A 14,911-nucleotide genomic window follows, 5' to 3' on the forward strand; every position below is an offset into this window, starting at 1 on the left:
ATTATTTTTTTAAAACCCAAGTATCTTTAGAACCACCACCTTGAGATGAGTTTACTACTAAATTTCCTTTTCTTAGTGCTACTCTAGATAGACCACCTTTTAATACAAATTCTTTGTTTTTACCTAATAAAGTGAAAGTTCTTAAATCTACATGTCTAGGTTCAAAAGATTGGCTTTCTTCAATATAAGTTGGGTGTGTAGAGAGTGCCATAATTGGCTGTGCTATGTATTTTCTAGGGCTTGCTTTAATAGTTTCTTTTACTTTTTCAATTTCTTCTTTTGTTAGTTTATTTCCAATAGAAATTCCATAGCCACCAGATTCATCTACGGGTTTAATAACTAGTTTGTCTATATTATTTAAAACGTAACTTAATTCATTTTTTCTACTACAATGGTACGTGTGTACATTGTTTAATATTGGATCTTCATCTAAATAATATTTAATTATTTCAGGCATATAGGTGTAAATAGCTTTGTCGTCGGCTACTCCTGTTCCGGGAGCATTAACCAAACAAACATTGCCTTTTTTATAAACACCGAATAAACCGGGTACGCCAAGTAAAGAGTCTTTTTTAAATTCTAAAGGATCAATAAATAAATCATCAATACGTCTGTAAATAATATCTACTTTTTCTGGTCCGTGAATGGTTTGCTTGTAAACAAAATTATTTTCAATAAATAGATCCCTACCTTCAACTAAATCTATACCCATTTGTTTGGCTAAAAAAGAATGTTCATAATAGGCAGAGTTGTATACACCAGGCGTAATAACTACACTCACTGGATTGTCTACGCCTTTTGGCTTAACAGTTTCTAGAATATCTAATAGATTTGCACCATAATCAACAACTGTTTGGGCATTGTACTTGTTAAATACTCCAAATAAGGCATGTTTTACAGCGGCTCTATTACCAACTACATAGCTAACACCAGAAGGGCAGCGTATATTGTCTTCAAGTACATAATAATCTCCGTCTGCATGTTTTATTAAATCTGTACCTGAAATATGATTATAGATTCCTTGCGGAGGATCTAAGTTAACCATTTGTGATAGGAAATTTTCAGAAGAACTGATTAATTCTATTGGTACTATTCCTTGTTTTATAATTTTTTGGTCATGGTAAACGTCCCATAAAAAGTGATTTAAAGCTTTACATCTTTGTAAAACGCCTGTTTCAATTTTATGCCATTCTTTATTGTCAATAATTCTAGGAAATAAATCAAAAGGAAATATTTTTTCTTGCAATTGATTTGAACCGTATACTTGAAATGTAATTCCATTATTAAAAAAAGATTCCTTTGCTCTATTATTTAATGAATTAAATTCAGTGACAGAATATTCGCTAAATAATTTAAAAAGGGTTTTGTAAATTTTTCTAACCTCTTCATTTTTATTGAAAAGTTCATCATAAAAATTTGAATTAAAGTCGTATGATGAAAATAACGGAAGTTCAGTAGTTTTTTTCAAATTTTAATTTTTAGTAAATATATGAAATATTCAATAAAAGTTTTGTTTTGTTGCGCTAATTTTTGATAAATTAAGAATAGAATAAAAATAATATCTTAAAAATTATATAATGATGAAAATATGATAATTTTAAAATTAAAATATCAAATATTAACTTGTTTAATAGTCGTTTTTTATTTAAAAAAGGTCTGTTTTACTTGGGGGTAAAGTAATTTTAGTCGTTTTGTTGGCTAATTATCTAAAAAGTTGGTTTTTGTTTAAATATCAACTGTTTTTAATTCTATTGAAATAATAGATATTAAATTCTTAAAACTTTGATAGTTGTTTGTTATTCATAAGAATATGCCGTTTATTTGCACAAAGTTCATAAACATACATATTAGTTATTAAGAAAGGCAGAGGGAATAGACCTGTTGAAGCCTTAGCAACCCTTTAAAGCTAAAGAAGGTGCTACGTTCTACCATTAATTATGGACAGATAACAATTACTTCTTAATAACTTCCGCGTGTTTATTAAAAATATATAAAATGGAAGACATTCGTAACATATTAAAAAATAAAATCCTTGTACTAGATGGTGCTATGGGAACTATGATTCAACAGTATAAATTTACTGAAGAAGATTACAGAGGAGAACAATTTAAAGATTTCAAAGTTTCGGTAAAAGGAAACAATGACATGCTTTCAATTACACAGCCAAAAGCAATTAAAGAAATTCATGCAAAATATTTAGAAGCCGGAGCAGATATTATTGAGACCAATACGTTTTCGTCTACAACAATTGCTATGGCCGATTACAAAATGGAAGACTTTGTTTATGAGTTAAATTTTCAATCTGCTAAAATAGCTAAAGAAGTTGCAAAAGAATTTACTGAAAAAGATCCATCGAAACCGCGTTTTGTAGCGGGTTCAATTGGACCAACAAACCGTACAGCAAGTATGTCTCCTGATGTAAATGATCCAGGTTTTAGAGCAGTAACTTTTGATGATTTAAGAGTTGCTTACAAGCAGCAAGTTGAAGCATTAATTGATGTAGGAGTAGATGTGTTATTAATTGAAACAGTTTTTGATACTTTAAATGCTAAGGCTGCTTTATTTGCTATTGAAGAAATTAAGGCAGAAAGAAAAATTGATATTCCTATTATGTTAAGTGGAACAATTACCGATGCTAGTGGAAGAACATTATCGGGGCAAACGGCAGAAGCATTTTTAATTTCTGTATCACACATTCCTTTATTAACTGTTGGATTTAATTGTGCTTTAGGAGCAAAACAATTAACACCACACTTAGAAGTATTAGCTCAAAAATCTGACTTAGCAATTTCGGCACATCCAAATGCAGGATTGCCAAATGCATTTGGAGAGTATGATGAAACGCCTGAAATGATGGCTAATCAAATAGAAGAATATTTAGAAAAAGGTTTAATTAATATTATTGGAGGGTGCTGTGGAACAACTCCAGATCATATTAAGGCTATTGCTGAAATAGCGGAGAAGTATAAACCAAGATTGGTTGAATAAAAGTTTTAATTTTACGTCATTCTGAAAATGTCACTCTGAGCTTGTTGAAGTGTCATTACAGAATCTCATTCTTATAAAATGAATACACAAAAAAAATACCTAAAACTATCGGGTCTAGAACCCTTAATAATTACTCCAGAAAGTAATTTTATAAATGTTGGTGAACGTACCAATGTTGCAGGTTCTCGTAAGTTTTTACGATTGATAAAAGAAGAGAAATTTGATGAAGCATTAGCTATTGCTCGTCATCAGGTTGAAGGAGGTGCGCAAATTATCGACATTAATATGGATGATGGTTTGTTAGATGGAAAAGAAGCGATGGTTCGCTTTATGAATTTGATTGCTGCAGAACCAGATATTGCACGTGTTCCAATTATGATTGATAGTTCCAAATGGGAAATTATTGAAGCTGGATTACAAGTTGCGCAAGGTAAATGTGTTGTAAACTCTATCAGTTTAAAAGAAGGAGAGCAACAATTTAAAGAACATGCAAGAAAAATAAAAATGTATGGAGCAGCCGTTATTGTAATGGCTTTTGATGAGGATGGACAGGCAGATAATTACGAACGTAGAATTGAAATATCTCAGCGTTCATACAATATTTTGGTAAACGAAGTTGGGTTTCCTTCAGAAGATATAATTTTTGATTTAAATATATTTCCAGTGGCAACCGGAATGGAAGAACACCGTAAAAATGCTTTAGATTTTATTGAAGCTACACGTTGGGTTCGAGAGAATTTGCCAAATGCTAGTGTAAGTGGAGGTGTAAGTAACGTATCGTTTTCTTTTAGAGGGAACAATGCGGTGCGCGAAGCAATGCACTCTGTGTTTTTATATTATGCTATTAAAGCAGGAATGAATATTGGAATTGTAAATCCTGCAATGTTGGAAGTTTATGATGATATTCCAAAAGATTTATTAGAACATGTAGAAGATGTAATTTTAGATAGAAGAGATGATGCTACAGAGCGTTTATTAGATTTTGCTGAAAGTGTTGTAAGTACTGCTAAAGAGCGTAAAGTAGATATGTCTTGGAGAGAAAAATCTTTACAAGATCGTATAACTCATGCATTGGTAAAAGGCTTGGATGAATTTATTGTTGAGGATGTAGAGGCTGCACGACTGGAAGCTGAAAAGCCAATTGAAGTTATTGAAGGTAATTTAATGATTGGTATGAATGTAGTTGGAGATTTATTTGGTTCTGGTAAAATGTTTTTACCTCAAGTGGTGAAATCTGCCCGTGTAATGAAAAAAGCCGTAGCTTATTTATTGCCTTTTATTGAAGCAGATAAAAATGGTGTAAAGGAAGCAAATGGAAAAATTTTATTAGCAACTGTAAAAGGTGATGTACACGATATTGGTAAAAATATTGTAGGTGTAGTTTTAGGTTGTAATAATTATGATATTGTAGATTTAGGGGTAATGGTTGCTCCAGAAAAAATAATTCAAGCAGCGAAAGATGAAAACGTTGATGCTATTGGTTTAAGTGGTTTAATTACACCTAGTTTAGATGAAATGGTGTATTTAGCAAAAGAAATGGAGCGTCAAAAATTTGAAGTTCCTTTGTTAATTGGTGGTGCAACAACTTCTAAAGCACATACAGCAGTAAAAATTGATCCACAATATAAAAATGCTGTAGTTCACGTACACGATGCTTCAAGAGCAGTAACTGTAGTTGGTGATTTATTAGATAAAAGAATTAACCAAAAATATGTTGGCGATATAAAAGCCGATTATGTTAAGGTTCGTGAAGGTTTTGCTAATAGATCAAGTAAAAAAGAATATTTGTCGTTAGCTGATGCAAGAAAAAATAAGTTTAAAATAGATTGGGGTACTTCAACAATTGTAAAACCAAATTTTGAAGGAATTCAAGTTTTTGAAGATTTTGATTTAACAAAATTAGTAGATTATATAGATTGGAGTCCGTTTTTTAGAACTTGGGAATTAGCGGGTAAATTCCCTGCAATTTTAACTGATAAAGTAGTAGGAGAGGCGGCTACCAACTTATTTAATGACGCAAAATTAATGCTTGCAAAAATATTAAATGAAAATTTATTAACTGCAAAAGCTGTTTTTGGTATTTTTCCAGCAAATAGTGTAAATGAAGATGATATAGAGCTTTATGCAGATACCGATAGAACTAAAGTAAATGTTAAGTTTATAACATTACGTCAACAATTAAAAAAGAAAGAAGGAATACCAAATATTGCCTTGGCAGATTTTATTGCTCCAAAAGAAACAGGGATTGAAGATTATATGGGAGCGTTTTGTGTATCTACAGGATTTGGAACAGCTGAATTAGCTGCGGAATTTGAAAAAGATCACGACGATTATAACTCTATTTTGATTAAAGCTTTAGCCGATAGGTTAGCAGAAGCTTTTGCAGAATATTTGCATGAAAAAGTTAGAAAAGAATATTGGGGTTATGCTTCAGATGAGGTTTTATCTAATCAAGAGTTGATTAAAGAAGGCTATAAAGGTATTCGTCCTGCTCCAGGATATCCTGCTTGTCCAGATCATACAGAAAAATGGACTATATGGGATTTGTTAAGTGTTAAAGAAACCATTGGGGTAGAATTAACAGATAGTTTGGCAATGTGGCCTGCAGCATCTGTTTCAGGTTATTATTTTGGAAATGAAAAAGCGAAATATTTTGGTGTAGGAAAAATAACTGAAGAGCAATTGATAAGTGTTGCTGATAGAAAAGAGGAAGATTTAGATGTAATGAGAAAATGGTTAAATCCTAATTTAGCTGAAAGTTAGAAAGTTTAAAGTAAGACCTAACAGGTTTTAAAAACATGTTAGGTCTGTAAAGCCAAAAGTGCGTTAGCGATAGTAGCGGCATCCTTTTTTGGAGCGTAACGGAGAAAAAGATATAGCGAATAGCGCGACCTGAAAGGAAACGCCCAAATAAATAAAAAAGTCTGAGGTTGAAAAGCTTTTATTGATAGTTGTTAAGCTGTTAAGTAAAAGCGAATAACCATTAACTAATATAAAATGAAAGTAACAGATCATATAAAAAATGCAAACGGTAAAACATTGTTTTCGTTTGAGATTGTACCACCACAAAAGGGTCAGAATATTCAAGATTTATACAATAATGTAGATCCGTTAATGGAATTTAATCCACCTTTTATTGATGTAACAACATCGAGAGAAGAATATGTGTATATAAAAAAGGAAAATGGCTTGTTAGAGCAAAAAATGACAAGAATGCGACCTGGAACTGTAGGTATTTGTGCAGCATTAAAATATAAATATAATGTAGATGCAATTCCGCATGTATTGTGTGGAGGTTTTACCAAAGAAGAAACAGAATATGTGTTGGTTGATTGTCATTATTTAGGTTTAGACAATATAATGGCATTACGAGGAGATGCAATGAAGCATGAGCCATATTTTGTACCAACAGAAGGAGGAAATGTATTTGCATCTGATTTAGTAGCTCAAATAAAAGAATTAAACGAGGGAAAATATTTACACAATATTATAGAAACCAATAATAAGCCAGACTTTTGTATTGGTGTAGCTGGTTATCCTGAAAAACATTTAGAAGCTCCAAGTATGGAAACCGATTTACGAAGGTTAAAAGAAAAGGTGGCTGCTGGTGCAGATTATGTGGTGACACAAATGTTTTTTGATAATCAGAAATATTTTGATTTTGTTGAAAAAGCTCGTAGTATTGGTATTACAGTACCTATTATACCAGGTATAAAACCTATTGCTGTTAAAAGACATCAACAAATATTGCCTCAAATTTTTAGATTAGATTTGCCAGAAGAGTTAATTGCTGAAATTGAATCTTGTAAAGATAATAAACAAGTACGACAAGTAGGTATAGAATGGGCAGTGAAGCAGTCTAAAGAGTTGATTGCTAAAGGAGCTCCAGTAGTTCATTTTTATTCTATGGGAAAATCAGATAATATCAAAAAAATAGCAAAAGAAGTGTTTTAATTACAATTGAAATCAGTTTTGTTAATAGTTTAATAAAGAAAAGTAATAAATGTTGAATTGTTTAGGTGAAATATTTGTTTACTTTTGCATTAGTTTAAATAGCATTTATTAATTTATAAAAATATATCATGGCATTAGAAGTAACAGACGCAACTTTTAACGAAGTAGTTTTACAATCAGATAAACCAGTTATGGTTGACTTTTGGGCAGCTTGGTGTGGACCTTGTAGAATGGTTGCTCCAATTATGGACCAATTAACAACTGAATACGAAGGGAAAGCAACAATTGCAAAAGTAGACGTTGATTCAAACCAAGAGTTTGCAGCTAAATACGGTGTAAGAAATATTCCTACAGTTTTAGTTTTTAAAGGTGGTGAAGTTGTTGAAAAACAAGTAGGTGTTGCTCCAAAAGCTACATACGCACAAAAAATTGACGCACATTTATAAAATTTAATTTTATATAAAACTTAAGAAAGCTCGACAAATTTGTCGAGCTTTTTGTTTTTAAACTAATAAATAATATAATTATACAGCTTATTTCTTTTTAGTTTACTATTTTTAATTTCTTGAAATTAAAAACTAATTTAGATAATTATTAATTTAAAGTACTAGCGATATTACATTTATGGAAATTTTATCAGTAAAGCACCTTTCAGAACTAAATAATTTAGAGTTATTGGCAAAGCAAGTTGTAGAAGGGTTTATTACAGGAATACATAAAAGTCCATTTCACGGGTTTTCGGTAGAATTTGCAGAACATAGATTGTATAATAAGGGAGAAAGTACACGCCATATAGATTGGAAGCTTTATGCTAAGACAAATAAATTATTTGTAAAGCGGTATGAAGAAGAGACTAATTTACGATGTCACTTAATTATTGATAACTCTGCGTCTATGCATTATCCGTTAGTTAAGCAGCCAACAATAGATAATTTAACAAAAGTTGCTTTTTCGGCAATAGCATCTGCAGCATTAATGGAAATTTTGAAGCGTCAGCGAGATGCAGTAGGGTTAAGTGTGTATAGCGATAAAAACGAATACTATGCTCCTGCCAAAGGAGGAGAGCGCCATAGGAGGATGTTATTGACAGAATTGGATAGTTTATTAAAAGAACCTTCTGTTTCAAATACAGATACGTATAAGGCCTTGCATGAAATTTCAGAAAAAATACATAAACGTTCGTTGGTGTTTTTGTTTACAGATATGTTTCAAGCATCTAAAGATGAAGATGAGTTATTTGAAGCTTTAAGACATTTAAAACATAAAAAACACGAAGTTGTTTTATTTCATACCTACGATGAAAACTTAGAATTAAACTTTAATTTTGAAAATTCTCCAAAAAAGTTTGTAGATGTAGAAACTGGCGAACAAATTAATATGTATGCCTCAAATGTTAAGGAAGAGTATAAGAATTATATGTCATCATATTTTAATAACTTGAAATTGAGGTGTATGCAGTATAAAATTGAATACGTTCCAGTAGCTATAAATAAAGGGTTTGACGCGATTTTATTGTCGTATTTAATGAGTAGAAAAAAAAATTTATAAAAAAGTTGAAAAAAGTTTTGCAGAAGTCAAAAACACTTGTATATTTGCAACCGCTAAGAGCAACGGTCTGGTAGTTCAGCTGGTTAGAATACCTGCCTGTCACGCAGGGGGTCGCGGGTTCGAGTCCCGTCCAGACCGCTTAAAGAGTCCTTAATAATCTTGTAATGAGAGAGTTAAGGATTTTTTGTTTTATATCTACTAAACTATTACAAAACAACCTCAATAATTAGGGTATTTTTATCTATTTACATCTTGTTATCCTTATTCTTTTTCCTTTCTCTTTTTTTGGGCGTTACTGTTAATCTCTCTATTTTCCCTTTTTATATAAAATACTCACTAAAACCACTTTTATAAATCTCAAAACCTTACCCTAATCTAGCCCCTAATATTTCCCTAATCTATTTTAAAGTTTTATATAAAAAAGGGCGTACATTTCTGCACACCCCCAAACAACAAGCAATCAAATATATTTTTAGTTATTATTCTTATAGTATTTCGTTTGAATTATTTGATGTTTGTTTAATTCCTGCCATTGTTTGCCTTTTGTTGTTTATACTATGTAAAACTGATTTTATTATTTGCCTTTTTTGTTTCTTATAGTCGGTAAAACCAACATTACATTTTTAAAGTTTATATCCTGGTTTGCTTTAATTTTTAAAGTGAATCACTTTTATATTTACTTCTGCAGGAACTTTTAAATACTTAGTTCTATTTGATTTTTATATTTCTTTTGTTTATATCCTGTTTTTTTAATTCTTGACCTGTTGTAAAATCTATTCCTTACCTGTTTTGCTAAATGTTGGATAATGTTGTTTTCAAATTTCGTTTGCCTATTTATTGTATGATTTAGTAATAAATTACACACTCTTTTAAATTCGGTTTTATCGTTTTGGTAGAGGTGTTTTAAAGTTGATGTTCTTATGTATTTTGCACTCTCTTTTTCGCGGGTTAATTCTATGCCAGTAATAGGACATTTTTTTACTGTTTTTGTTGGGTGGTTTTGTAGCATATTTAACTCTATACTTGAATGGTTAATTATGCTACAATTAGGGTTTTCAAAATGTCGGTTAATTATGCTACACTTTTTTATCATTTCTTGTTTCAATTGTTGATGTAAATTTTTTGATTTTTTGATTATAATCTGGTGCAATTTCTGTTTGTGTCTAAACCTGTAATTTGGTTTTAAATCTATTAACCAGTAACGAGGGTTTGAGTAATTTTTTATTAATTGTTTTTCTCGTTTTGTAAGGGCTTTTTTGTTAATAGTGTAATCATATTGCACCACTTCATCAAAACGTCTTAGAAGTAATTCCTTTGCCTTATTTAGTGTATTAGTGTTAACGTCTGAAAACGTTCTAATACCTACCTTTTTAAATTCCTCGTATTTATTAATTTTTAGTTCAACTCTTAATGTAAATTCATTCATTCCGTATTGAATTGATTTATTATAAATTTTCAATCTATACCGTTGATGCTCTGCTTGTGCATAAGTTCCATTAAATCGAAATTCAAAGGGTTTGTTTATATGGTATAGTAAACCTTTTAGATAAATATTAGGATTAAATAAGGTAGTTGCATTTGTCCCAAACTCGATATTTTGAAATAACATTTGTTGAGGTTTGCAGTTAAATAAATTTTGTAGATGCTCTTTAACTTCTAAAATGTTATTGATAGTAAATTGATTACCGTTAAATCCTTTGTAGTTTTCTTTTTTGTAATTTGGTGCTTTTATTCCTTTTAATGAATTGTATAGTTTATGGATACTGCCAGTAAATACAACTGTATCACTTTCATAAATAGTAATCTTACAAAAATGATATTCAGCAACTTTTTTTGTTGAGTATTCCCCAGTACTTTCAACTACTTCAAATTTAAAAGGAAGTGATTTTAAAAGCCTTTCAATATCAATTTTTATTAATAATATGTTAGTGTAATCAATCAATATAATATTATTATATTTGTATATGGGTTGCGTTGCCACAAAACCCAGTATTTGAACAATAGATTAAAAGAGGGTTTTCACCCTCTTTTTTTTGTTATCGTTCTACTGGTTAATAAATGGTAAAACCTTGCTAAAATCTTGCGTATAGTAGTTTTTGAAGTAATAAACCGTTAACGTGTCGGTATCGTTAAACTTGAAAATTAAAAGATGTTGTTTCTTGTTAACATCACCTTTGTAAATGTTCTTAAAATCTGTTTTAAAAAGACCTGTAATACATTTACTCCATTTGTTGGCCTGTCTAATTTTTAGCCAATAGTCGGGCATAGATAATGCACAATTACGGTTTTTACTTATGTTTAAGAGTTTTGAGAGCGGAGGTGTAGAATTTTCAACCTCTGCAATTTCAAAATGTTTTACACTCTTGTACTTTCCTGTATTTACTTCTTTGTAAGTATGGATTATTGGTATAGGTGTTTGCGTTGCCATTGTTCCTATTTTTCAAGTTTAACAATTGCATTTTCCACCTCTTCACGCTTGTAAAGTACTCGGCCTCCGCATTGGTATTTAATAAGTATTCCTTTTTTAGTAAGATTGTGAACCGTTGAAATATCACAATGCAACATTTCATCTGCAACATATTGGCGGGTTACATATTTTGTTGGTTCTTTAGGTTGGTAGAATTTTTTAAATTCGTCTAATCGCTTTTTTACTGTTTCATCGATTAGGTTTACAAGTGCGCTTGGCGTTGTACTAATAAATTGTACTGTTTGCATTTTTATAAAATGGTTTAAATTAATGATTTGGCATTAATCCACTTTGTAATAAAATGCTTACTTTTGTATTGCAAAATTGAACCTAGGAAATTTAATTTGCGTTACAGGGTATTAGATTTTACGAAAGTAGATTTAGTACCTTTTTTGTATGAAACAAATTTAATACTCTTTTTTTGAATAGAAAGTACAATGTTCAAAAGCATAAAATTTCGATTAATATCTATTTGCAATTTAAATCATTTAAGGTATTGAATATCAGTTATTTAATTAAGGTGTGATTGAATTTTATTGATAATAATTGATAGAGTTGTACACAAAATTGTATTTATTTTTTTTAATCAAAGGAATTTTAACTAAATTAAACGCTATTAAATTTATGTACTGGTCCTGGCAGTTTTTAATTGGGTGTTTTCCTTTTTAAGTATTCCGATTCTTGCAATTTTATTATTTAAAGATGCACTAATTTTTTTTCAATAGAATATACAGTACTACAATTTTTCAATACAACATCTTTTAATTTTCTAAATATAATACCTGTATTTGTGCTAAATGCGTAAAATGTATTAAGAGTTAGATTTTCTTTTTTAATTGGTAGGCAATACAACCAATCACCTTTTGAAGCGTTAAGCATTGTGTTTTCCTCTGTAACTTCGATAATTTTGTAATTTTTCATAATTTATTGATTTGCGTTTTTAGTAAATTTTATATAATTTTTTTTTAATTGTTCAAATTCAACTCTTAATTCTTTTAATAAGTTGATGTAATAGATTGTTTCTTGTTTATTCATAATTTATTGATTTGATGCGTTTTTTACAACGGTTAAATTTGTTTCCTTTTTCTTTTTTTGTTCTTCCTTTTTGTAGTATTCCAAAAATGCGTCGATATGACTGTCGTCTCCTTTGTTTACGTATGTTAAGAATGTAGATTCTTTTTTGTGTCCTGTTACTTTCATTATAATTGGTGTTGGTAATTTCCCGTAATGATTTGATGCGAAAGTACGACGACCTATGTGTGTGCTTATGTATGTGTATTTTGGACGTAATTTTTTAACTCCTCTTTTCTTTTTCTCTTTTGGGTTTTCACTTGCCTCGATAATACGTCCCATTGTTGGGGTGTTTATTCTTGCTTTTGCTCCAATCTCTTTAAAATATTTGTTTAGTTTTTGTGTTGAAACTTTATAGGGTAATCCGCTTTTTAAAATCTCTCTTACTTTTGGTAGAATTGGAATTTCTACTTTTGTATTGGTTTTTTGTTGAGTTAGTTCTATACATTCTTTGTTTTTAGTTTTCTTGAAATTGCTTTCAGTTAGTTTGATTAAATCACCTCCACGTTGGCCAGTAAAACACGCTAAAATAAGCCATTTACGAGCGTTTATGTGTGCGTCTTTTAATAGTGTTGCTTTTTCAATTTTTTCAATCTCTTTAGGGGTTAAAAATATAACGTCCATATCGTCGTCATAGGCTGAAAGTTGTTTGGTTTTTATGCCTGTTAATTCTACGGAGGTTTCTATTCCGTTGGCTCTTGCATCTTTACATACTCCTTTTAAATCTGATAATTTTTTAAATGCGTAGGTGTCTGAATAGTTTTGTTTGTCGAATAGCCAGTTTTTAAAGTCGTCAAATACTTTTTTATTTAGTTCTTTAACCTTGTATTTTTTTTTACCTTGAAACATTATAAAGAGTTCTAAAAGTCTGTTATATGCGTTTATTCTACATTGACTTAAACCTCTTCCACCTTTTCCGTTATCTCTATTGTGTGCGGTATCAATAATGTTTTGTATTGCATCTGTTACTAGTTCGCTTTGTGTAGTTTCTGAAATACGTTTAAAATGAATATCAATTTTATTTTGTAGCCAATCACCATCGATTGTGATTCCTTTGCTGTTGTCGGTATTGAAATTCTCTAGGATTTTAGCGTCTAAATTTTTTAATTTAGTCGTAAGGTCTTTTATTTCTCTAGATTTATTGTTGTTTTTTGGAAACCCTTTTTCTCCCCATTCTTTTGGATTTATATGTAATCCAGTTTTACGGTAAAAAATATTACCCCTACTTATTGAGAGTCTTAAATATATTGGTGCGTTTTTAGATTTGCTTTGAAGTAAAAATTTGATTGTTGCCATTTTTAAAGTATTTGAACATTCAAATATAATTAAAAATTTCAATCTACTAAACCTTTACTAAACTAAATTTAATACTCATTAAATTATTTTAAATTACTTTAAATTGTTTGTAGTTGTCTTAAAATAAGATGTATGCTCTAAATTATAGGGTTTGTTTAGTATTTTAGAGTGTTCTATAAAATCTATTTTAATAAAGGTTCGAGTCCCGTCCAGACCGAAAAAAGCATCTCAATTGAGATGCTTTTTTTATGTCTTATATTTTCTGTTTTTCAAGAATCAATCTAGATTAATATCGAATCATTCCTAATTGTTGTGTTTAGGTAAAAATGGTAATATCTTATAACTTGTGTAAGTTTTAAAACTTCAAGCCAAAGTTAATCTGAGGTTTTTTATTTTATTAATATTAAATTTAAAATCTATTTCAGGTCACCTATTTTTGAAAACTTATGATTTATTAATAATGGATATAAATAGAGTTATTAATTCGTTGGCAAAATTAATAAAGACAATTATCAATAATAAACACTACAAAAGAATCTAAAGAAAAAGTTATTGTATTTACTGATGATAAAAAGGTTCAAAGAATTTTGAGAAAGGTGTTTTTAGAATTATATAACCTTCATGTTGCTATTATTAAAGGAGGTAGGCCTTCTAGCAAAATTATCACGTCAGCAAGAAGTTGATAAATTTCAAGTTCAACTTGGTTTTAATATTATTGTAATGTCTCCAATTGCAGCAGGATTTGGTTTAAACATAACAGGAGCTAATCATGTTATTCATTATACGATTATCCAATTGCGGTAGCACCAAATAAAGAATTAAATACATTTGATATTATCCTAAATAAATTATTGGAGAATAAGTCACAATTAGCATCAAGTACATTATTTCCTTCCCAGCAAATAGAAATTAAAAATGAAGAGTTTTTAGGTGCTTTTTCTTTGGAAAAACAAAGAGTAATTACACAAAAAAAACAAGAAAAATTGAATGAAAATATTTCTTTAGATGGTTTGCAATCTTTAAGTAAAGAGGAGTTTGTAAGGGAAGTCAGTGAGTTATTGCAAAAGGAAGTGATAGATTTATTTAAAATATCAGATAATTATTATAAATCAGATATAAATAATATGATTTATTATATTTTTAAATCTAATATGGAGCAAGGGTTACAACCTATTAATGAATTAGAAACGATGATAAAATTAGAAAATCAAACATCATCAAAAAGTTATAAAGGACAACTTATAACAAATAATAAATTTATTGAGTTAGCTAAAATGGATGCATTATCAAGAAATATTTCTATTAGAGATTTAAATAATTTAAATAAAAATTAGCTTTATAACTTAAGTGAAAAACAATTCATTTAGAAGCTATCAAAGGAGGTTTAAAAAAAGTTTAAATAGATTTGTTACAAATTGTAATTATCTATTTTATACTTTGGTTTAAATAATATACTACAGTATTTCTTAGCAAATTATTATTTGAAGGGCAATTTGAATTTATGACTAAAATCATCGAGGTTTTTAATCTAATTCTTTAAATTTGAGACTGCTAAGCATTACCTATGAAAAAGAAACCCAATTCCAC

At 29.7% G+C, this 14,911-nt stretch carries 12 protein-coding genes, 1 tRNA gene and 1 riboswitch; of the genes, 7 read left to right on the top strand and 6 right to left on the bottom strand.

Annotated elements, in window-relative coordinates; genetic code table 11:
- Window position 1: 1 nt before the first annotated feature.
- Complete coding sequence (locus MHL31_RS14355) at window positions 2-1,468, bottom strand: circularly permuted type 2 ATP-grasp protein (protein WP_240226640.1); 1,467 nt, start codon at window positions 1,466-1,468, stop codon at window positions 2-4.
- 380 nt (window positions 1,469-1,848) lie between these two features.
- A riboswitch (SAM riboswitch) is annotated at window positions 1,849-1,952 on the top strand.
- A gap of 43 nt (window positions 1,953-1,995) precedes the next feature.
- Here MHL31_RS14355 and MHL31_RS14360 point away from each other — a divergent pair.
- The 6 genes from MHL31_RS14360 to MHL31_RS14385 all read left to right on the top strand — a co-directional run bounded on the left by MHL31_RS14360 (window position 1,996) and on the right by MHL31_RS14385 (window position 8,628).
- Complete coding sequence (locus MHL31_RS14360; protein WP_240226641.1) at window positions 1,996-2,988, top strand: homocysteine S-methyltransferase family protein; 993 nt, start codon at window positions 1,996-1,998, stop codon at window positions 2,986-2,988.
- A gap of 78 nt (window positions 2,989-3,066) precedes the next feature.
- Window positions 3,067-5,751, top strand: coding sequence for a methionine synthase (metH, locus tag MHL31_RS14365; protein WP_240226642.1), 2,685 nt, complete (start codon window positions 3,067-3,069; stop codon window positions 5,749-5,751).
- A 234-nt stretch (window positions 5,752-5,985) separates the two neighbouring features.
- On the top strand, window positions 5,986-6,942 hold the full coding sequence (metF, locus tag MHL31_RS14370) for a methylenetetrahydrofolate reductase [NAD(P)H] (protein ID WP_240226643.1): 957 nt from the start codon (window positions 5,986-5,988) through the stop codon (window positions 6,940-6,942).
- Between the two features lie 128 nt (window positions 6,943-7,070).
- Window positions 7,071-7,388: a thioredoxin gene (gene trxA / locus MHL31_RS14375; RefSeq protein WP_240226644.1), complete on the top strand. Its 318-nt coding sequence runs from the start codon at window positions 7,071-7,073 to the stop codon at window positions 7,386-7,388.
- A 178-nt stretch (window positions 7,389-7,566) separates the two neighbouring features.
- Window positions 7,567-8,490 carry a DUF58 domain-containing protein gene (locus MHL31_RS14380; protein ID WP_240226645.1) on the top strand — a complete coding sequence of 308 codons (924 nt, stop codon included), beginning with the start codon at window positions 7,567-7,569 and terminating at the stop codon, window positions 8,488-8,490.
- A gap of 64 nt (window positions 8,491-8,554) precedes the next feature.
- Window positions 8,555-8,628 (top strand) — tRNA-Asp (locus MHL31_RS14385).
- Between the two features lie 556 nt (window positions 8,629-9,184).
- Here MHL31_RS14385 and MHL31_RS14390 read toward each other — a convergent pair.
- The 5 genes from MHL31_RS14390 to MHL31_RS14410 form a co-directional block, all read right to left on the bottom strand.
- Window positions 9,185-10,432, bottom strand: coding sequence for a hypothetical protein (locus MHL31_RS14390; protein WP_240226646.1), 1,248 nt, complete (start codon window positions 10,430-10,432; stop codon window positions 9,185-9,187).
- A 102-nt stretch (window positions 10,433-10,534) separates the two neighbouring features.
- Window positions 10,535-10,918, bottom strand: coding sequence for a hypothetical protein (locus MHL31_RS14395; RefSeq protein WP_240226647.1), 384 nt, complete (start codon window positions 10,916-10,918; stop codon window positions 10,535-10,537).
- Between the two features lie 5 nt (window positions 10,919-10,923).
- Complete coding sequence (locus MHL31_RS14400) at window positions 10,924-11,205, bottom strand: helix-turn-helix domain-containing protein (protein ID WP_240226648.1); 282 nt, start codon at window positions 11,203-11,205, stop codon at window positions 10,924-10,926.
- A gap of 448 nt (window positions 11,206-11,653) precedes the next feature.
- The gene (locus MHL31_RS14405) at window positions 11,654-11,878 is read right to left on the bottom strand and encodes a hypothetical protein (RefSeq protein WP_240226649.1); all 225 of its coding nucleotides are present in this window, start codon (window positions 11,876-11,878) and stop codon (window positions 11,654-11,656) included.
- Between the two features lie 117 nt (window positions 11,879-11,995).
- Window positions 11,996-13,324, bottom strand: coding sequence for a tyrosine-type recombinase/integrase (locus MHL31_RS14410; protein WP_240226650.1), 1,329 nt, complete (start codon window positions 13,322-13,324; stop codon window positions 11,996-11,998).
- Window positions 13,325-14,175: 851 nt separating this feature from the next.
- On the opposite strand from MHL31_RS14410, the gene MHL31_RS14415 reads away from it, so the two are divergent.
- Window positions 14,176-14,658, top strand: a complete 483-nt coding sequence (locus MHL31_RS14415) for a hypothetical protein (RefSeq protein WP_240226651.1) — start codon at window positions 14,176-14,178, stop codon at window positions 14,656-14,658.
- Window positions 14,659-14,911 lie beyond the last annotated feature (253 nt).

The organism is Lutibacter sp. A80 (assembly GCF_022429645.1).
Classification (GTDB): Bacteria; Bacteroidota; Bacteroidia; order Flavobacteriales; family Flavobacteriaceae; genus Lutibacter.

Bases quoted from the DNA above. Each gene is read 5' to 3' on its own strand.
- MHL31_RS14360 (WP_240226641.1), top strand. From the start codon at position 1,996: ATGGAAGACATTCGTAACATATTAAAAAATAAAATCCTTGTACTAGAT.
- metH (WP_240226642.1), top strand. From the start codon at position 3,067: ATGAATACACAAAAAAAATACCTAAAACTATCGGGTCTAGAACCCTTA.
- metF (WP_240226643.1), top strand. From the start codon at position 5,986: ATGAAAGTAACAGATCATATAAAAAATGCAAACGGTAAAACATTGTTT.
- trxA (WP_240226644.1), top strand. From the start codon at position 7,071: ATGGCATTAGAAGTAACAGACGCAACTTTTAACGAAGTAGTTTTACAA.
- MHL31_RS14380 (WP_240226645.1), top strand. From the start codon at position 7,567: ATGGAAATTTTATCAGTAAAGCACCTTTCAGAACTAAATAATTTAGAG.
- MHL31_RS14395 (WP_240226647.1), bottom strand. From the start codon at position 10,918: ATGGCAACGCAAACACCTATACCAATAATCCATACTTACAAAGAAGTA.
- MHL31_RS14400 (WP_240226648.1), bottom strand. From the start codon at position 11,205: ATGCAAACAGTACAATTTATTAGTACAACGCCAAGCGCACTTGTAAAC.
- MHL31_RS14405 (WP_240226649.1), bottom strand. From the start codon at position 11,878: ATGAAAAATTACAAAATTATCGAAGTTACAGAGGAAAACACAATGCTT.
- MHL31_RS14410 (WP_240226650.1), bottom strand. From the start codon at position 13,324: ATGGCAACAATCAAATTTTTACTTCAAAGCAAATCTAAAAACGCACCA.